Source organism: Ruegeria sp. HKCCD6119 (assembly GCF_013110585.1).
Lineage (GTDB): Bacteria > Pseudomonadota > Alphaproteobacteria > Rhodobacterales > Rhodobacteraceae > Ruegeria.
In genome coordinates this window covers 91,324-110,638 of record NZ_WVQV01000001.1, presented here as the reverse complement: position 1 = coordinate 110,638, position 19,315 = coordinate 91,324, and the positions used below count along the sequence as shown (strand labels likewise).

General features: G+C 59.1%; 18 protein-coding genes. 8 read left to right on the top strand and 10 right to left on the bottom strand.

Annotated features, from left to right (window positions below; translation table 11 throughout):
* The first annotated feature begins 125 nt into the window (after positions 1–125).
* Complete coding sequence (locus GS611_RS00570; RefSeq protein ID WP_171630878.1) at positions 126–1,331, top strand: multidrug effflux MFS transporter; 1,206 nt, start codon at positions 126–128, stop codon at positions 1,329–1,331.
* Positions 1,332–1,394: 63 nt separating this feature from the next.
* The gene (locus GS611_RS00565) at positions 1,395–2,795 is read left to right on the top strand and encodes a short-chain fatty acyl-CoA regulator family protein (protein WP_171630876.1); all 1,401 of its coding nucleotides are present in this window, start codon (positions 1,395–1,397) and stop codon (positions 2,793–2,795) included.
* Between the two features lie 81 nt (positions 2,796–2,876).
* Here GS611_RS00565 and GS611_RS00560 read toward each other — a convergent pair whose 3' ends face one another.
* The 7 genes from GS611_RS00560 to GS611_RS00530 form a co-directional block, all read right to left on the bottom strand.
* Positions 2,877–3,116, bottom strand: a complete 240-nt coding sequence (locus GS611_RS00560; RefSeq protein ID WP_152458727.1) for a YdcH family protein — start codon at positions 3,114–3,116, stop codon at positions 2,877–2,879.
* Positions 3,117–3,216: 100 nt separating this feature from the next.
* Complete coding sequence (locus GS611_RS00555) at positions 3,217–3,864, bottom strand: thermonuclease family protein (RefSeq protein WP_171630873.1); 648 nt, start codon at positions 3,862–3,864, stop codon at positions 3,217–3,219.
* 55 nt (positions 3,865–3,919) lie between these two features.
* The gene (betA, locus tag GS611_RS00550) at positions 3,920–5,578 is read right to left on the bottom strand and encodes a choline dehydrogenase (RefSeq protein ID WP_171227852.1); all 1,659 of its coding nucleotides are present in this window, start codon (positions 5,576–5,578) and stop codon (positions 3,920–3,922) included.
* Between the two features lie 70 nt (positions 5,579–5,648).
* Entirely contained in the window at positions 5,649–7,157 is a 1,509-nt protein-coding gene (betC, locus tag GS611_RS00545) for a choline-sulfatase (protein WP_171630870.1), read from the bottom strand.
* On the bottom strand, positions 7,154–7,726 hold the full coding sequence (betI, locus tag GS611_RS00540) for a transcriptional regulator BetI (protein WP_171630867.1): 573 nt from the start codon (positions 7,724–7,726) through the stop codon (positions 7,154–7,156). The genes betC and betI overlap by 4 nt, the downstream gene beginning before the upstream one ends.
* Before the next feature lie 87 nt (positions 7,727–7,813).
* Positions 7,814–8,722, bottom strand: coding sequence for a DMT family transporter (locus GS611_RS00535; protein WP_171633757.1), 909 nt, complete (start codon positions 8,720–8,722; stop codon positions 7,814–7,816).
* A 40-nt stretch (positions 8,723–8,762) separates the two neighbouring features.
* Positions 8,763–9,362: a LysE/ArgO family amino acid transporter gene (locus GS611_RS00530; protein ID WP_171630864.1), complete on the bottom strand. Its 600-nt coding sequence runs from the start codon at positions 9,360–9,362 to the stop codon at positions 8,763–8,765.
* Positions 9,363–9,449: 87 nt separating this feature from the next.
* Between GS611_RS00530 and GS611_RS00525 the strand changes: the two genes are divergently transcribed.
* A complete protein-coding gene (locus GS611_RS00525; protein WP_171630862.1) occupies positions 9,450–10,343 on the top strand; it encodes a LysR family transcriptional regulator ArgP in 894 nt (297 codons plus the stop codon).
* A 26-nt stretch (positions 10,344–10,369) separates the two neighbouring features.
* Positions 10,370–11,059, top strand: a complete 690-nt coding sequence (locus tag GS611_RS00520) for a nitroreductase family protein (RefSeq protein WP_171630860.1) — start codon at positions 10,370–10,372, stop codon at positions 11,057–11,059.
* Between the two features lie 11 nt (positions 11,060–11,070).
* Here the strand turns inward: GS611_RS00520 and GS611_RS00515 are convergent, their stop codons facing one another.
* Complete coding sequence (locus GS611_RS00515) at positions 11,071–12,348, bottom strand: permease (RefSeq protein ID WP_171630859.1); 1,278 nt, start codon at positions 12,346–12,348, stop codon at positions 11,071–11,073.
* Positions 12,349–12,497: 149 nt separating this feature from the next.
* Positions 12,498–13,238: a YebC/PmpR family DNA-binding transcriptional regulator gene (locus GS611_RS00510; RefSeq protein WP_152458737.1), complete on the bottom strand. Its 741-nt coding sequence runs from the start codon at positions 13,236–13,238 to the stop codon at positions 12,498–12,500.
* A 110-nt stretch (positions 13,239–13,348) separates the two neighbouring features.
* On the opposite strand from GS611_RS00510, the gene GS611_RS00505 reads away from it, so the two are divergent.
* From GS611_RS00505 to GS611_RS00490, 4 genes are all read left to right on the top strand, one after another.
* Positions 13,349–15,121, top strand: coding sequence for an SLC13 family permease (locus tag GS611_RS00505; RefSeq protein ID WP_171630857.1), 1,773 nt, complete (start codon positions 13,349–13,351; stop codon positions 15,119–15,121).
* Between the two features lie 16 nt (positions 15,122–15,137).
* Positions 15,138–15,872 (top strand): glutamine amidotransferase, encoded by a 735-nt coding sequence (locus GS611_RS00500; RefSeq protein ID WP_171630855.1) that lies wholly within the window; start codon positions 15,138–15,140, stop codon positions 15,870–15,872.
* Positions 15,873–15,945: 73 nt separating this feature from the next.
* Entirely contained in the window at positions 15,946–16,803 is an 858-nt protein-coding gene (locus GS611_RS00495; RefSeq protein ID WP_171630853.1) for a bile acid:sodium symporter family protein, read from the top strand.
* Positions 16,804–16,813: 10 nt separating this feature from the next.
* Positions 16,814–18,475 (top strand): FAD-binding dehydrogenase, encoded by a 1,662-nt coding sequence (locus GS611_RS00490; RefSeq protein WP_171630851.1) that lies wholly within the window; start codon positions 16,814–16,816, stop codon positions 18,473–18,475.
* A 13-nt stretch (positions 18,476–18,488) separates the two neighbouring features.
* On the opposite strand, the gene GS611_RS00485 is transcribed toward GS611_RS00490, so the two are convergent.
* Positions 18,489–19,226, bottom strand: coding sequence for a YbaY family lipoprotein (locus tag GS611_RS00485; protein ID WP_253284939.1), 738 nt, complete (start codon positions 19,224–19,226; stop codon positions 18,489–18,491).
* Positions 19,227–19,315: the final 89 nt, after the last annotated feature.

Sequence of the window (19,315 nt, the reverse complement as noted above, 5' to 3'; positions counted from 1 at the left end):
GCCCTTTTCGGCAAATTTGCAAATATTCAGCAACAACAATCTGGATAACTGTAAACTTGCAAAGTATCTTATTGAGATCGCTGGATTGCTGGCAATCCCAAATTCCATGACTATACATGTGAACCATGCAGTTCAGCTCTCGCGCGGTTCGCCGCACACCACCCACATTGGCGACACTGGTATTGCTCGCGGGCTTGTCTGCGCTGAGCATGAACCTGTTTCTGCCGAGCCTGCCGAACATGGCCGCGTATTTTGGCGCCGATTACAAGGTCATGCAGCTGTCGATCGCGCTGTATCTTCTGGTCAATGCCGTTCTGCAAATCCTGATTGGGCCGCTCGCCGACAAGGCAGGTCGCAGGCCTGTTCTGCTGTGGGGGATCGGCTTGTTCCTGCTGGCCACGCTTGGATGCATCTATGCCCCCAACGTTGAAATCTTTCTGGCGTTCAGAATGTGCCAGGCGGTCGTGGTTGTCGGCATGGTTCTCAGCCGAGCCGCGGTAAGGGATATGTACGATCAGGATCAGGCGGCATCGATGATCGGATATGTGACAATGGGTATGGCCGTGGTCCCGATGATCGGCCCGGCGATCGGCGGGCTGCTGGAGGAAAGCTTTGGCTGGAAAGCGAATTTCTGGCTGCCTTTCGCCCTGGGTGGATTGACGCTTGCCTTGACCTTCGCGGATTTTGGCGAAACGTCAGCCAAAAGCGGCAAGACCCTTGTTCAGCAGTTCAAGGAATACCCTGAACTTCTGACCTCGCCACGGTTCTGGGGCTATTCACTGTCCTGCGCGTTGTCTTCGGGCACCTTCTTTGCCTATCTCGGTGGCGCGCCCTTTATTGGAACCGAGCTGTTCGGACTAAGCGCGGCACAGGTCGGCATTTATTTTGGTGCACCGGCAGTCGGTTATTTTGTTGGCAACTTTCTGAGCGGTCGTTTTTCCATGCAGATTGGCATCAACCGGATGGTGCTGTGGGGCAGCCTGCTGAACGCCTTGGGCGTTGCGCTTTCGGCATCCTTGTTCCTCGCAGGTCTGGGCACCGCACTCAGCTTTTTCAGCTTGATGACCTTTGTGGGCGTCGGAAACGGCATGGCCATTCCCAATGCCACTTCCGGCGCATTGTCTGTTCGTCCGCATCTGGCCGCAACCGCCTCGGGGCTGAGCGGCGCAATCATGCTGGGGGGCGGCGCGGGCCTGAGCGCGCTGGCAGGCACCCTGCTGACCCGGGAAACCGGAGCCATGCCGTTGCTCTGGCTGATGCTCACCTCCGCAGTTCTGGCGATTTTCGCAATTGGATCCGTCATTCGGCGAGAGCGTCAATTGGGGCTGTGACCACTTGCCCCGAAAACTTTGCAAAGTTAGTCTTCCAAAATAGAAAACTTGCAAAGGTACCTCATGGCCACCCAAAAGCTCTATGCCGGCGCGAAACTGCGTGAAATGCGCACGCGACTGGCCCTGACACAACGCGAATTCGCGGCGAAACTGGGTGTTTCACTCCCATATCTGAACCAGATGGAGAACAACAACCGGCCGATCTCTACCACGGTTGTGTTGGCTCTGGCACAAGAATTCGGCATGGATGTCACCGAGCTCAGCACCGGCGACAGCGAGCGACTGGTGTCGGACATGCGCGAAGCTTTGGCCGACCCGGTTTTTGCGGATATTCTGCCGCCACTTGCCGATTTACGCCTGACGGCATCAAACGCCCCGGCCTTGGCCCGCGCATTTATCGAGCTGCACAAAACCTACCGGCAAACGCATGAACGCCTCGCGTCACTGGACGAAGCTTTGGGGCGGGAAGACGCCCGAATACAGGCCAGCCCCTGGGAAGAGGTGCGGGACTTCTTCCACTATTGCGACAACTATATCGACGCCGTGGACCGGGCGGCAGAGCTGTTCGCCAATCGCGCGGAAAACCCGGGCAGTATCCGGCAGGCGGCTTTGAACAGCCTGACTGAGCGCGGCATTCAAGTGATGTTCTCTGACATCGCCCCTTTGCGCACCTATGACGCTGAAAGCAAAATCCTGCGCCTTTCCTCCCGCTCGACTCCGCAAACGCAAGTGTTTCAACTGCTGTTGCAGGTCGCATTGATCAGTCAGGACAAGCTGCTGGAAGCGACACTGGATTTTGCCAAGTTCCAAAGCGAAGAGGCGCGGTCCATCGCCAAGATCGGCCTCGCCAATTATTTCGCCGGCGCTTCCTTGATGCCCTATTCCGCATTCCTGACCGCCGCTCAGGAAGAGCGCCACGATCTGGAGCTGCTCAGCAACCGGTTCGGCGCATCGATTGAGCAGGTTGCGCATAGACTGTCGACGCTGCAACGCCCCGGTGCAAAAGGTATCCCGTTCTTTTTTGTCCGCGTGGATCAGGCCGGAACAATCACGAAACGGCACTCGGCCACGCGTCTGCAATTTGCACGGTTTGGTGGCGCATGCCCCCTTTGGAACGTGCATCGGGCCTTTGAAACGCCGGGCCATTTCCTTCGGCAACTGGCAGAAACGCCGGATGGTGTGCGTTATATCTCGCTGGCTCGGGATGTGTCGAAATCAGGTGGTTCATTCGGCGCACCGGTCAGGCGGTACGCAATTGCGCTGGGGTGCGAGGTACGCCACGCCCCGGCGCTCGTGTATGCCGACAACCTCGACATAAACAACGCCAGCGCTTACGAGCCCATCGGCATTTCCTGCCGCATCTGCGAGCGGCAAAACTGCCATCAGCGCTCGGTCCCGCCGCTGGAACGTCGGCTCAGCATCGACACCCATACGCGCGGCACCCTACCATACGAAGTCACCTGAGTTCGTATGGCCAGAAATTAACCGGGGGAGCCCCGACCGGGGCCGGGAAAGGATAGGGACAGTATCCCCCGGCCATAATGTTCAGGCCTTGGACAAAATCGCCCAGATTTCGTCTTTCAGCGCTGCCCGCTTCTTGCGCAAATCAACTTCGGCCAGGTCTTCCATGGGTTCGACGTTGGTTTCAGCCCGATGCACAACGCGATTGACCTCGTGATACTCATCAGCCAGACGGGCAAAATGCGCGTCCGTTTGCTTGAGCTGGCTCATCAGTTCAACCTTGTCCGGAAACTCTTCGGCCAGTTCATGCGGGGTGTGGGACATGTCTGTTCGCTCCTTAATATGTCGTTGCATATCAGTGGTAGAAGCGTGACGCGCCGCCCACTTTGACGCGGATCAATTTCACACAGTAAAAATTCAGAATTCAGCGTCGCGCAGCACGCCAACCCGCTGCACGTGCTTCGGCAGCAGAGCAAAACCATCGCTCGCCCTTGGCTGCGCTGATCCGGGTCTTGGAATAGTACCTCTGGCCCGGTTCGTGAAAGATCCTTTCGCCCTTTGACGAAACATTTCCTTTAATAATGCATACATCAGAGGATTTCGGTTTCTTGCGCGCCCTGTGCACCCAAGGCACCTGAATCTGAGTTTTGTGCAATCCCCTGTTTCCAGTCTTCGCAACCCGCTCGGCGCCTGCATACGTGTCCGAATATTTGCGGTACGCAAAGGCCAAGCCCTGCTCTACAATCTGGGTGGCGACGTCTTCGCGCTCCACGCTGCACCGAGCAACGATGCGACCGTAGCGATCCCGATCCACCGGGACACATGTGGTCATCCGTCCCTGAAACTGCTTCTGAACCATATGAGTGGCCCACGCCCCGCACGGCCAGCTTGATCCGTCGGAATCCTGACAGGTCTGATCCAGTTCGGGCGCATCGATACCGTGCAGCCGCACCCGAACACCACCGACATTCCAGGTGTCCGCATCGATTACGTGAACCCGACCCGCAAGGTGCTCTGCGGCATGGGTCAGACCTGGCAGCAGAAGAACAAAGGTTAAACAAATCCTTAACATGCCCCCGATATGCGCGGTATTTCACGCGCATTCAACCGGGGGCCGTTTGGAAAGGTTAACGTTGAGCGGTTGCCCAGTTGGGGTGAATCCACGGACGATCATTGGCCTTCGGCAACGGATCTTTGCCCAATAGCGAATCCGACACTTTTTCACCCACCATGATAGACGGCGCATTAAGGTTGCCGTTGGTGATCTGCGGAAAGATTGAACTGTCCGCAACGCGCAACCCGTCCACGCCGATGACACGGCCTTGGGGGTCGACTACCGCATTCTTGTCATCCGCGCGCCCCATCCGACACGTACCGCAGGGGTGATAGGCGCTTTCCGCATGCTCCGCGATAAAGGCGTTCAGCTCTTCATCCGTTTGGACAGCGGAACCGGGCTGAATTTCCTTGCCCGCAAAGGGCTTGAAGGCGGCTTGCCCAAAGATTTCGCGGGTCAGCCGGATACAGGTGCGGAAATCCTCCCAATCCTTTTCATGGCTCATGTAGTTGAACTTGATCACCGGCGCATCTGCGGCTTGGGCAGAGCGCAATGTGACCGCCCCGCGTGACGGGGACCGCATCGGGCCGACATGCGCCTGGAACCCGTGCCCCTCGGCAGCGGCCTGCCCATCATAGCGCACCGCTATCGGCAGGAAGTGGTATTGAATGTCGGGGTATTCCACGCCCGGCTTCGACCGGATGAACGCAGCGCTTTCGAACTGGTTCGATGCGCCCAGTCCCGTTTTGGTAAACAGCCATTGCGCCCCGATCAGGCCCTTGCTGAACAGGTTCCAGTGCTTGTAGAGCGTGATCGGTTGCAGCGACGCCTGTTGGATATACAGCTCAAGATGGTCCTGTAGGTTAGCACCAACCCCCGGGCGATCCGCCACGACGTCGATCCCATGCTCGGCCAGATGCGCCGCTGGGCCGATACCGGACAACATCAGCAGCTTGGGCGAATTGATCGACGATGCCGCCAGAACAACTTCGCGCCGGGCCTTGATGACCTCTTTCCTGCCGCCACGGATCAGTTCGACCCCTGTGGCGCGGCCGTTTTCCATGACAACCCGAGACGCAAGACCGCGCACGATATCGCAATTGTCGCGCTTGAGCGCGGGTTTCAGATAGGCATTCGCCGCAGACCAGCGCCGCCCTTTCCAGACGGTCTGCTCCATCGGGCCAAAGCCTTCCTGCTTTTCACCGTTGTAGTCGCCCGTGACTTCGTAACCGGCCTGCTGACCGGCATCCACAAAGGCCTGAAACAACGGGTTCTCGCGCGGGCCGCGCGACACGTGCAGCGGACCGTCAGTGCCGCGCCATGCCGGATCGCCCCCGTGGCCGCCGTCGTGCCAGGTTTCCATCCGTTTGTAATAAGGCAAAACATCCGCGTAAGACCAACCGTCAGCCCCCATCTCGGCCCAGGTATCGAAATCGCGCGCGTGGCCGCGAACATAGACCATGCCATTGATCGAGGACGACCCGCCGATCACCTTGCCGCGCGGACAGGCCAGGCGGCGGTTGTTCAGGTGCGGCTCGGGCTCGGACTGATAGCCCCAGTCATAGCGCGACATGTTCATCGGATAGCTCAGCGCCGCCGGCATCTGAATGAACGGCCCCATATCGGTGCCGCCGTGTTCGATCACCAGAACCGAGGCCCCGGCCTCGCTCAGACGATATGCCATTGCGCAGCCTGCGGACCCTGCGCCGACGATGACAAAATCTGCTTCCATTTCCACAACTCCTGCCCCGCCGAGAAGGTTGGATGCCTCCGGCGGGAGTTTTTTCGAAAAGATGAAGAGGTTATTCGCCGCGTGGGAACCGGGCGTTTTCCTCGACGATGTTCAGATCCATGTGATTGCGCATGTAGCGTTCCGACGCTTTTTGCAGCGGCTGATAGTCCCACGGGTAGTATCCGCCCTGCCGCAGCGCTTCGTACACAACCCAACGCCGCGCCTGGCTGGCACGGACTTCGGCGTCGAAGCGATCCAGATCCCAACGGGCCTCGGATTTGGCACGCAGTGTTTGCAGCGTACCTGCGTGTTCGGGGCTGTCTGCCAGATTGTTCAGTTCGTGCGGGTCGGCCTCAAGATCAAACAACTGATCAGGGTCCAGCGCACAGCGGTTGTATTTCCACTTGCCATATCGCAACGAGACCAGCGGCGCGTAGGATGCCTCGGCCGCGTATTCCATGGCTACCGGTGTGGTTCGTTCCTCGCCCAGTGCCAACGGCACGAGGTTTTCGCCATCGGTCCAGGGGGCAATCTCGGCCATGTCTACGCCGGCCAGCGCCCCCAGGGTCGGCGTTACGTCAATTGTTGACACCGGAGCATCAATCCGGCCGGCGGGCAGATCAGGCGACGCGATCATAAGCGGCACTCGCGCCGAACCTTCGTAGAAGTTCATCTTGAACCACAGCCCGCGTTCACCCAACATGTCCCCGTGATCCGAAACGAAAAGGATGATCGCCTCTTGCCGGGTGGTTTCCAGCACTTCGAGGATTTCGCCTATCTTGTCGTCCAGATAGGAAATATTGGCGAAATAGGCGCGGCGCGACTTGCGAATGTCTTCCTCGGTGATGTCGAAGCTACGCCAGTCGTTGGCATCGAAGATCCGCTTGGCGTGAGGATCCTGGTTGTCATAGCCGATATCAGCGATTTCGGGCAGCAGATGCGCGCAATCCTCGTAAAGGTCCCAGTATTTGCGCCGGGCGACATAGGGATCATGCGGATGGGTGAAGCTGACGGTTACGCACCACGGGCGATCATCCTTGCCGCGTGCCAGTTCATAAAGCTTGGCCTTGGCGTTGTAGGCGACCTCGTCATCATATTCCATCTGGTTGGAAATCTCGGCAATACCCGCGCCGGTGACGGACCCCATGTTGTGATACCACCAGTCGATGCGTTCACCCGGCTTGCGGTAATCCGGGGTCCAGCCGAAATCGGCCGGGTAGATGTCAGTGGTCAGGCGGTCTTCGAACCCGTGCAGCTGATCGGGACCGACGAAATGCATCTTGCCCGACAGGCAGGTGTAATAGCCCGCGCGGCGCAGGTGATGTGCGTATGTGGGGATATCGCTGCGAAACTCGGCCGCGTTGTCATAGACGCCGGTGCGCGACGGCAATTGACCGGACATGAAGCTGGCCCGCCCGGGCGCGCACAAGGGCGACGCCGTGTAAGCGTTGGCAAACCGGGTTGACCGTTCTGCCAGTTTCTTCAGGTTCGGAGCGTGAAGCCAATCAGCGGGACCGTCTGGAAAGAGAGTCCCGTTGAGCTGATCCACCATCAGGATCAGAATGTTCGGTTTTGTCATTTTTCAGCCTCGAGCAGAGTGTTGAGCACACGCATCGCGTGGTTCACGGCCAGTTGCGGTTCTTCAGGGGCGCTGAGTGCGGCGCGGATGTACAGACCGTCAATCAGGGCAACCATGTTCTCGGCCGCCTCTTGCGGGTCAGCCAACTTGTGCCGCAGGGCGTGGGTCAGATTGGATTTGATGCGGGCCTGATAGATCTGCCACAGGCGCAGGGCATCATCATTTGTCTGAGCCAGCACATAGAAGGTCATCCATGCCGCGATCACATCGGGTGTGAAACAAGAAGGCGCAAAACACGCCCTGACGATCGCCTGCGCCCTTTGGTCCGGCGTAGCCGCTTTCAGCTCGCCCCTTGCTTCTTCGCCGAAGTCCGACAGGATCCGGCGCATGGCGGCCAGAAAGATCTGATCCTTGCCGCCGAAATAGTGATGCGCAAGCGCGCTGGACATGCCCGCACGTTTGGCAATCTGACTGACGGTTACATCAAGGGATTTCTTCACGCCCAGCTCAGCGATTGTCGCGCGAACAATCGCATCCCGGCGGATTGGCTCCATTCCAACTTTTGGCATCGTTCTCCCCTTGAGCAGGCGTCACGAGACCACGCTAGGGGGTTTTTATTGACTCGTCAATTAATGAAAAATCAGAGAGCGATTTCGTTACAGCTTCGGCGCAATACTCGGAGGCGTCAAGTCCTTGCGGTTCAACATGAATTCGCGCCACGATATAAAGCTCACGGCGGCAAGGATCAGCGTGCCGCCCGCGACAACCCACACGTCAACGCTTTCATGGAAAACCGCGGCGCCCAGGATCGTGGCCCATATCAGCTGAAGAAACGTCACCGGCTGCGTGACGGCCACTGGCGCCGCCTGAAGCGCCAGGGTCATGAAATAGTGCCCGGCGGTCGCAAAGCTGGCCACCAGAAAAAGAACCCCGATATCCCGCAGGCTTGGCTGCGTCCAAACGGCGATCGCAAAGGGTATCAAGGCAATGGTCACCCAGATCGACAGATGTGCCACAACGACGGCGGGCGGTACGTCACGCACCAGAATCTTGGCCAATAAATACGACCCCCCAAGGGTCAGGGCCGTTCCCAGCATGGCCAGATGGCCTGATGACACTTCGCGAAACCCGGGCCGCAGGATGATCAGGACGCCAACCAGAGCGACCAAAATCGCAGCAATCCGGCGAAAGGCCAGCTTTTCGCCCAAAAACAGGGCCGCCCCCAGTGTGACGTAAACCGGAGTCATGTAATTCATGGCTGTAACTTCGGCCAGTGGGATCTGTGTCATCGCAAAGAACCAGAGCATGACCGCAACCGCATGCACGACGCCTCGCAGACCGAACAGCGTCAGCAGGCGGGGGGTCAGATGCGTCGCCATGATCGACCGCATGGCCGGCAACAGAAACACCAACCCCAGCACATATCGCAGAAAAGCGGCCTGGATGGAATTCATCGATGTGCCCAGCGACTTCACCAGCGCGGTCATCACAACAAAGGACAAGCCGGCGGCGAACATCCAGAACATGCCGGCAAGCGGACGGGACGATACGGTGGATGAAGTCATGTTCAAGGTTGAACACCGAAACCCGGCCGGGAACAACCCTTCACATGGTAACAAGTTTCAACGCGATACCCAACATGACCACGCCAATCCCTGCGTCCAGCACCTGCCACGCCCTGGGGCGCGCAAAAACAGGCGACAGGATGCTTGCCCCATAGCCAAGCGAAAAGAAGAATACAAAGCTGGATGTCATCGCGCCGAGGGCGAAACCAAGCCGGTCGTCATATTGGGCCGAGATCGAGCCGATCAGCACGACCGTATCCAGATATACATGCGGATTCAGCCAGGTGAACGCGAAAACCGTCAGCAGCGCAGCCTTGAGGCTGGTTCGCTTGCCATTGCCGATTTCCATCACCGAACCACCCAGCCAGGACGACCGAAGACTGCGCAAGCCATACCAGGTCAGGAATGCCGCCCCACCGTATCGCATCACGGTTTCGAACCAGGGTGCGGCCTGTGCCAGTGTGCCAAAACCTGCTACGCCTGCTCCGATCAGGATGGCATCAGACACCGCGCAGGTCAGGCACAGAAAAAACACATGCTCGCGTCGCAAGCCCTGCCTCAGAACAAAGGCGTTCTGCGCCCCGATGGCGAGGATCAGGCTGAAACCCAGCGCGAAACCGGCGATCACGGATGTAGGCATGGTACCTCCTGCGTTGCCTTTGCGTTGACTAATGGCCGCGATGCGATCTATCAAATTAAAGATGTTGCCCTCAGTTAAGTTTTGCTAATGCTGCTGGATCCTCACCAATTGGCCGCCTTGTCAGCCATTCTACGCCATGGCAGCTTTGATGCGGCGGCGGCGGAACTGGCTGTAACCCCTTCGGCGATATCCCAGCGGATAAAAGCGCTGGAGGATCGCGTGGGCGCCTCGCTCATCCATCGGGGAACCCCTTGCACCGGAACGCCAGCCGGGCAGCGCATCGCACGTTACGCTGAAGATGTCGGTCTGCTCGAGGCGCAGCTGGCAGGGGAATTGGCTCTGGTACAAGAACCCGGGTCCGCAAGGGTTCGCGTTGCGGTACCCGCCGACATTCTGGCCACCTGGTTCATTGACGCGATGGCGCGGGTGCCCGACCTGCTGTTCGACCTTGTGATCGACGATCAGGATCATTCTGCAGACTGGCTGAGGCGCGGCGAGGTCAGCGCCGCCGTCACTGTCGGCGGACAAACCGTGAGCGGTTGCGACGCGATTGAGCTGGGCGTGTTGAGGTATCTGCCCACCGCCAGCCCGGAATTTGTCAACACCTGGCTCAAGAACGGCGTGACCGAGGAAACCCTCAGCAAAGCGCCTTGCCTTGTCTTCAACAGGAAGGACGGTCTGCAAAAAGCGTGGATCGCACATCACACCGGCAAACATCTGTCACCGCCTTTCCACTTCCTGCCATCTTCGCAAGGGTTCGTTGATGCCGCAATCGCCGGAATTGGCTGGGGCATGAACCCCGCAGCCCTTGTGCAAGACGCCATGGCGCGCGGACTTCTGAGCCCGATCGTTCCAGATGCGCCACTGGACATCGCGCTCAGCTGGCAGGTCGGGCGGGTTCTTGCCCCGGCGCTCAAACCCCTTACACAGGCAGTCCAGCATGCTGCGCAACGGGTTTTACTACCGTCACAAGGCAAATAGTCAGACTCATTCGATTGGAGGAACCAATGTTCTCGCGCGACGCCCTCAGTTATGACCCCATTCCCCTGCCTGACCGATGCGAGATCAGTGATGCGGACATGCAGGACGCGGCAGTGGCTTTTTTTGAAAAGATGCGGCGACGTCATACCGTTCGGGACTTCTCCACGCGCCCGGTGGCTCGTGACGTGATCGAAACCTGCCTGCGCACCGCGGGAACAGCCCCGTCAGGTGCAAACCACCAGCCCTGGCATTTTGCTGCAATCTCGGACCCCAAGCTGAAACTGCGCATCCGCGAGGAAGCCGAGGAAGAAGAGCGTCGCTTTTACGCGGGAGCGGCGGGCGATGAATGGATCAAGGCTCTGGAACCCATCGGGACAAACGCAGTCAAGGAACATCTGACCATCGCCCCGTGGCTGATCGTGGTCTTTGCCCAACGCTGGGGGCAATTCGAAGACGGGACGCGGTACAAGAATTACTATGTGCCAGAAAGTGTGAACATTGCCACCGGCTTTCTGCTGGCGGCGTTGCATCACGCCGGTCTCAGCACATTGACACATACCCCGAACCCGATGCGATTTCTGACCGATGCGCTGGATCGGCCCGCTTCAGAGAAAACGACAATGATCATCGCAGTTGGACATCCCTCGGAAACCGCGACCGTGCCGTCCGTTGCAAAGCTGAAAAAGCCCCTGGACGAGATTTCTTCCTTTTTCTAGGCGGAGCCGCATCAGCCCTGTGTGCCAGAGGCGTCCTTTCGGCCCGGCGACATCGTCAGATAGCATGTCACGCAGGCCACCAGGCTGGCCGCGACTATGAACCCGACGGCCAATGCAACCTCGTGCATATGGGCGACCGCGGCCAGAGCCGCCGAAAGCAGCACCGCCAACAAACGGGTAAAAGACTTGATCGCGGCTGATCCCTGAACGCGCTGTTCCTTGGGCGCGACGTCCAGGAAATAGAGCTTGCGCGCGCTGCTGATCCCGGTCACCGCAACGGTGACGACAAACAGCGCGATCGCGTGCAGATGCACATCGTGATCGATACCCAAGTCGTGAAATGCCAGAAGAACGCCACCGGTTGCGGCCACCATCAGTGTCCCGACCACCATGACGGCACGATGAGACTTCATGTTCACGACCTGCCACAAAGGCCCGGACACAAGATAGCCCGAAGCAGATGAAACAATCATCGCGGTCAGTCCCTTGGCCGAGCTGTGATGCGCCTCGGCCGCGATCAGCGCGAAGAACGGGACAGAGAGCGAAACAGCCACCAAGAGCATTCGCATGACCATGTAACGCCGAAACCACGAGTATTCGAACATGCCCAGAATACCCCGGGCATTGGCCTTGAACGACAGCTTTGCCGTGGGTCCGGTCTTGTTTGCCGACTCCGCCGAGCGGGCATTCTCTGTCATGGCCAGCATCAAAAGCCCTGACAGCATGAAGAACGCAACCGATACACCGATCATGGTTGAGTGGCGGGAAAAAGGTGGGTTTTCCTTGGTGATCTGATGCACCAGCATGGCAAGACCGATGGCACACAGGCCTCCGCCCCCAAGTTGCAGGTAATGCAGGACCATGCGCGAACGCGAGTGGACATGATCGCCCAGCAGATCGGTGAACATCAGGTTCTGAACCTCGTCCACAAGACCGATCACGAAAAAGACCGCCACGAAAACCACTGCGATCAACGGAACGATCCCGGTCGCGGCGGCCACCATCGCCAAAACCAGACAGGATCCGATGATCGCTTCGGTCAGGGCAATGGCGCGTTTCTTTTGCGATTTCGCCGCGACGGATTGCGCCAGAAAGAAATCGGAAATCATGCTGCCAATCATTCGCACCGAAACCAGCGCGCCCGCCACGAACATCGGCAATTCGAATGACACGGCCAGAAACGGCAAAACCACCGATGGGCTGCCCAGAGTCCACGCAACCTGAGACACGATACTCTGCCCAGCAAGAACCGGCACGTTTCGCTTGGCCTTTTCAGCAGTCGCATCCATCGCGGATCTTTCGGTGGTGTTGTCCCGGAAATTCCGAGTTTTTCCAGCCTATGCGTTTCGAAGGGTTCAGCCAACAACTCTTCAAAACTGTCCGAAAACGAAAAAACCCGGCCGTTGAGCCGGGTTTCGCCGTCAAGATCCGCAACAACTCAGAGCTGTGCCATCACCTCATCCGAGGCTTCGAAATTGGTCGTGACACGCTGCACGTCGTCATCGTCTTCCAGCGCGTCCACCAGCTTCATCAGCTTTTGCATGTCTTCCAGACCCAGCTCGGTCGTGGTGGTTGGCTTCCAGACCAATTTGGTGGATTCCGATTCACCCAGCGCGGCTTCCAACGCGTTCGAAACGTCGTTCAGATCCGTATCCGCACACCAGATGATGTGGCCATCCTCTGAACTTTCGACATCTTCCGCGCCGGCCTCGATGGCGGCTTCGAAAATGGTGTCTGCGTCACCCGCCGTTGCCGGGTAAATCACTTCGCCCTTGCGTTCAAACATAAACCCGACCGAGCCCGTCTCGCCCAGATTGCCGCCGTTCTTGGAAAAGGTCGAACGCACGGTCGACGCAGTGCGGTTGCGGTTGTCCGTCATGGTTTCAACAATCACGGCCACGCCGTTGGGGCCATAGCCCTCGTAGCGGATTTCTTCGTAATCGTCGCCTTCACCGGCGGTGGACTTTTTGATCGCGCGGTCAATCACATCCTTGGGAACCGAGTTCGACTTGGCCTCTTTCACGGCCAGACGCAAGCGCGGGTTCTTGTCGGGATCGGGGTCGCCCATCTTGGCGGCAACGGTGATCTCTTTCGACAGTTTGGAAAACAGTTTGGACCGCGCGGCGTCCTGACGCCCCTTGCGGTGCTGGATGTTGGCCCATTTTGAGTGGCCTGCCATAATGCGTCCTCGTCATCGTGATTGCGTGTTCGGCGCTCATATAGACGTTTGCAGGGGGCAGGATCAAGAGAGCGGCTTGCGACGGCTTCACCGACTAGTATGGTGACGGCATGACGACAGACCAGATCATTCTTTTTGCGCTTTTCATCACCGTCTTCGGAATGCTGCTGTGGGGCCGGTTTCGATACGACCTTGTGGCCTTTGCCGCGCTGATGATCGGCGTCGTGCTGGGCGTCGTGCCGGTGGATGACGCCTTTGCCGGGTTCGGACACCCGGCCACCATCATCGTGGCGCTGGTTTTGGTGGTTTCTGCCGGTTTGGTCCGGTCCGGAGCAGTGTTCCTGATCACCCGCACGCTGGTGGATGCCTCGCGGGGTCTGGGCGCGCATATCGCCCTGATGGGTGGGATCGGTGCGGTTCTGTCGGCCTTCATGAACAACGTAGCGGCGCTGGCGCTGCTGATGCCCGTGGACATTCAGACCGCACGCAAGGCCGGACGATCAGTGGGCCTGTCGCTGATGCCGCTGAGCTTTGCCACTATTCTGGGGGGGATGGCGACGCTGATCGGCACACCTCCGAACATCATCATCGCGTCGATCCGGGCCGAAACACTGGGCGAGCCGTTTCACATGTTCGATTTTGCCCCGGTCGGTGGGCTGGCCGCGATCGCCGGTCTTGCCTTTGTCGCACTGGTAGGCTGGCGCCTGATCCCCAATCGCGGACCGCAGGCCGAGACATCGGAAACCTTGGCCGAGTACATCGCCGAGCTGACCGTTCCCCCGGAATCCGCCCATATCGGCAAACGGGTCAGCGAGCTTTATGAGGTGGCCGAGAAATCGGACGTGGCCATCATCGGATTAATCCGGGATGGCAAGCGTCGTTATGGCCGGTCGGCGCACGCTGTTTTACAAGAAGGTGACGCGCTGGTTCTGGAAGCCCGACCCGAAGCGCTGGACGAGTTTCGCGCGGCGCTCAATCTCAACTTCTCGGACACGCGCCGGCAGGAATTGCTGACGGCTGAGGGTGACGGGCTGGAAGTGATCGAAGTCGTCGTGCCGGAAAGCGCGCGTATCACAGGTCGCACGGCACAAGGGCTTGGGCTGGCCTGGCGGCAAAGCACCGTTCTGATGGGCATCTCACGCCAGGGGCGCAGGATCACCCAACAGGTCCGCAAGACCGAGGTGGAACCGGGCGATATCCTACTGCTGCTCTGCCCCCGCGACCGCGCTGCGGATGTTACGGAATGGCTGGGTTGCCTGCCCCTTGCCGGACGCGGGCTGAACGTTACTGCAAACGACAAGGCAGGGTTGGCCATCGGTCTGTTTGCCGCCGCTGTTTTGGCCGCAAGTGTTGGGTTGATCTACCTTCCCATTGCTTTGGGACTGGTCGTGATTGCCTATGTGCTGACCAAGATCATGCCGATCACCGACATTTACAATCACATCGAATGGCCGGTGGTCGTACTGCTGGGGTCTATGATCCCTCTGGGCAGTGCTTTGGAGACCTCGGGCGGCACCGAGCTGATCGCAAACGCCCTGATCCAGCTGACCGATGGTCTGCCCGCCTGGGCCATTCTGACCGTATTGATGGTTGTCACGATGACTCTGTCGGACGTGTTGAACAACACCGCCACCGCCATTGTCGCCGCGCCGGTCGGGATACAGATGGCACGCACGCTCGAGGTGTCACCCGACCCGTTCCTGATGACCGTGGCCGTTGCGGCCTCGGCTGCCTTCCTGACCCCCATCGGGCACAAGAACAACACGCTGGTTCTGGGTCCCGGCGGCTATCGATTCGGAGATTACTGGCGCATGGGATTGCCGCTGGAAGTGCTGATCATAGCCGTTTCTGTTCCCGCCATTCTTGTATTCTGGCCGCTGTGACCGGTAAAGGCTGCGCATGAAACCCTTTTTGATCCTGCAACTGCGCCCCGAAACAGATGCGTCCGACGCCGAATATGCCTCGATCCTGAACCGAAGCGGGATGCCTCAGGAACGGGCGCATCGCGTCCGTTTGGATTGCGACGACCTGCCAGAAGGGCTGGATGTCACGGAGTATGCCGGTGTCATCGTAGGCGGCGGACCGGGATGCGTCAGTGACGACCCGGCAACCAAATCCCCGCTGGATGCCCGGATCGAGGCTGCGATCATGGGATTGATGCCGCAGATCATCGCACAGGATCACCCATTCATGGGCTGCTGCTATGGCCTTGGCATTCTGGCGGCTTACCTGGACGGCGACGTCAGCAAGGCCCGGTATGGCGAACCCGTCGGACCATCCACGTGCCACCTGACCCCGGAGGGGCGGCAGGATCCGTTGACCGCCGGGTTGGAACCCACCTTCGACGCTTTCGTTGGCCACAAGGAAGCGGTTCAGGCTCTGCCAGAGGGATGCGTGCACCTTGTCGCGTCAGCCCCCTGCCCGTTCCAGATGATCCGTTGGGGGCAGAACGTATACGCCACGCAGTTCCACCCAGAAGCCGACGCCAGGGATTTTGAACAGCGCATCAATATCTACAAGAACCACGGCTATTTCCCGCCTGAAGACGCGCAAAAACTAATCGACCACTGCCATTCGGCCGATGTCACGCAGCCGGGCGAAATCCTGCGCCGGTTCGTCCGACGATACGAATGACCCAACGGCGCGGTTGCCTGCGCCTTGCCCCCTCGCATAGGCTGATCTGACGCAACTTTGGGAGGAGTTGTCCTTGGATTTGCTTTTGAATGTCGGCTTGCCGGTGTCGCTTGCCATTATCATGTTGTCTCTGGGCATCGGGCTGGAGGTGGCAGACTTCCGTCGTGTCCTGAGCCGGCGACGCGCCTTTGCCATCGGGGCGGCAAGCCAGATTGTTCTCTTGCCAGTCGCGGCCTTTGTGACGGTCACAATCTTTGCATTGCCCCCCGAGATCGCGGTTGGTTTCATGCTGCTCAGTTTTTGCCCGGGCGGCGTAACCAGCAACATCCTCTCCAAGCTCGCCAAAGCCGATGTCGCGCTTTCGGTCAGCCTGACCGCCGTGATCAGCCTTTTGTCGATGGTGACCGTGCCAATACTGGCCGCGTGGTCGATCAGGCACTTCATGGGCGACGAAGCCCCCGAGGTTTCGATCACCGGTCTGGCTGTTGCATTGTTTCTGATAACAACGCTGCCCGTGGCCATCGGGGTCGGAATTCGCAACTTTGCAACAGGGTTTGCAAACCGCGTAGAGCCGGGATTGTCGACGCTCGCGACCGTTTTGTTCGTGCTGATCGTTGCCGCGGCACTGGCCGGGAACTGGCAATTGTTCGTCGACAATCTTGGCATCATGGGCGCAGGTTTGATTTCTTTGAATATCGCCCTGCTGTTCATCGGGCTCGGGCTGGCGCGGATATCAAACCTGTCCTGGAATGAGTGCAAGACGATCTCGATCGAAACCGGAATTCAAAACTCCACGCTGGGCATTACACTGGCGGCGCTGATCACGAATACCGAAAGCGGGTTCAGCCCGCTGGCCCTGCCCTCGGCAGTTTATGGCATTACGATGTACGCCGTGGTTCTGCCGTTTCTTGTCTGGTTCCGCAGGCGCTGAAAGGACCGTTATGACAAACAACACTGCTGATGCGATCGTAATCGGTGCTGGTCTGGCCGGATTGGCCGCCGCCGCCGAACTGGGCGACCGAGGTAAGAAGGTAATCATACTCGATCAGGAACCAGAAGGTTTTCTGGGCGGTCAGGCCTTCTGGAGCCTGGGTGGCCTGTTCATGGTCGACACGCCGGAACAACGCCGCATGGGTATCCGCGACAGCCACGATCTGGCATTGCGCGACTGGATCGGAAGTGCACAGTTTGACCGCGAAGAAGACATCTGGCCCCGCAAATGGGCCGAGGCGTATATCGAGTTCGCCGCCGGTGAAATGCGCCCCTGGCTGCATGACATGGGCCTGCGCTGGTTTCCGGTCGTGGGTTGGGCTGAACGTGGCGGGTCTTATGCAAACGGGCATGGCAATTCCGTCCCGCGCTTTCACATCACCTGGGGCACCGGACCCGGCGTACTGGAACACTTCATCCGCCGGGTCCGCGACCATGTCAGCGCCGGCCTGATCCAGCTGAAGTTCCGCCATCAGGTCAGCCATATCATCATGCAGAACGGCGAGGCCAAGGGCGTCTCGGGCGAGGTTCTGGCCGATGACGCGGCCCCGCGCGGCGGCAAGACCAACCGTGACGAGGTGGGCGAGTTCGAGGTCTATGCACCATCCGTCATCGTCACCTCGGGCGGGATCGGTGGCAATTTCGAGATGGTGCGCCAGAACTGGCCCCGCGACCGCCTGGGCGAACCGCCCAAGGACATGGTGGCGGGTGTGCCCTTCCATGTGGATGGTCGGATGATCGCCATCAGCGAAAAGGCCGGTGGCCATGTCATCAACGGAGACCGCATGTGGCATTACACCGAAGGCGTGCGCAACTGGGATCCGATCTGGCCCGACCATGGCATTCGCATTCTGCCCGGTCCCAGCTCGATGTGGTTCGACGCGCGCGGAAACCGGTTGCAGCCCCCCTGCCTGCCCGGGTTCGACACGCTGGGCACCCTGCGCGAAATCCTTAAGACTGGCTATGAATACAGTTGGTTCGTCCTGACACAGAAGGTGATCAAGAAAGAATTCGCCCTGTCCGGGTCTGAACAGAACCCCGATTTCACATCAGGCAGCTGGAAGGAAGTGATCCGGCAGCGCATCCTGTCGGGGTCGAAAGCCACCGGCCCGGTCGAGGCGTTCAAGGAAAAGGGCGGGGATTTTGTCGTCGCCAACACGTTGACCGAACTGGTGAGTGGCATGAACCACCTGGGCAGGGGTCTGATCGACGAGGCGCATCTGCGCGCCCAGATCGAAGCACGGGATTCACAGGTGGACAATCCGTTCTCAAAAGACGCGCAGATGATGGCGATCCTGGCGGCGCGCAACTATCGCGGCGACAAGCTGATCCGCACCGCCAAACCGCACAAGTTCCTGGACCCCAGGAATGGCCCGCTGATCGCGGTCAAGCTGCACGTGCTGACCCGCAAGACACTGGGCGGTTTGCAGACCAATCTGGACAGTCAGATGATCGGCGCCGACGGTCAGGTTGTGCCGGGCCTGTTCGCAGCCGGCGAAGTCGCCGGGTTCGGAGGCGGTGGCTATCACGGCTACAACGCGCTTGAGGGAACTTTCCTGGGCGGCTGCATCTTTTCGGGTCGCAACGCCGGACGATCGAGGGCCATCGCGTGACAGCCCTGCCCTATTACTTGCGCATCATTTTGATCACCGGCTCACCCTGAGCATCCAGCAAGGCCAGCGCGTTGCCTTGCATCGCGAAGGTCGTGACACTTTGCATCGCCTTGAGAAACTGCCGCTCGACCTCATCCAGCGGGGGTGGGCAAGCCATGAGCGTTGCAGCCATATTGTCCGGGAACGCAATCCGATTGTCAGAAATCTCGGCCTGGCCACTGAACCGGTTGCAACCTCCGCTGCCTGAAAATGCCCCTCCCTGCCCAAAAGCAAGTTCAGGACGTTTCTCTGTCTCGACAGCCGCACCATTGAGGCCCGAAGCGACCCATTCGGTGTTTTCCAGCATCACGGCACCTTGGTGTTGCACCTGTATCATCAGCAGGTCAGCAGAATTCTCGGCCCCATGTGTAAGTACCGGATAAACGGTATCCGTGGTGAACAACAGCTTTTGCCCCTGCATGACCGAAGCACGCACGGCGTATCTGCGCCCGTCCTGTATCAATGCGTCATCATAGGTCAGTTCGAACTGCGCCGGAACTCCGTTCAGAGCATATCTCTGCGCGGCAAGCGTTTCGGCCGGCGCATCCGCCAATGAGATATCCTGAAGCTCGACGAACAAGGTCGTGTCAGGCGGAAGCGCAATACGCTCTCGGTAGGTTGCAGTTCCTTCGACGGTTCCGGCAAGCGATGCGCCGCTCAAAACGGTGGCGAAAGCAACCGCAGGAAACATGGTGCGGCCGAATGTCAGCATGGCAGTACCCCTTAAAGTAATATTTCTACAAAAGATTGCTGTTCATCCGACATTTACAAGTACGCCGCGGATAAAGCGGCAAATCTGCG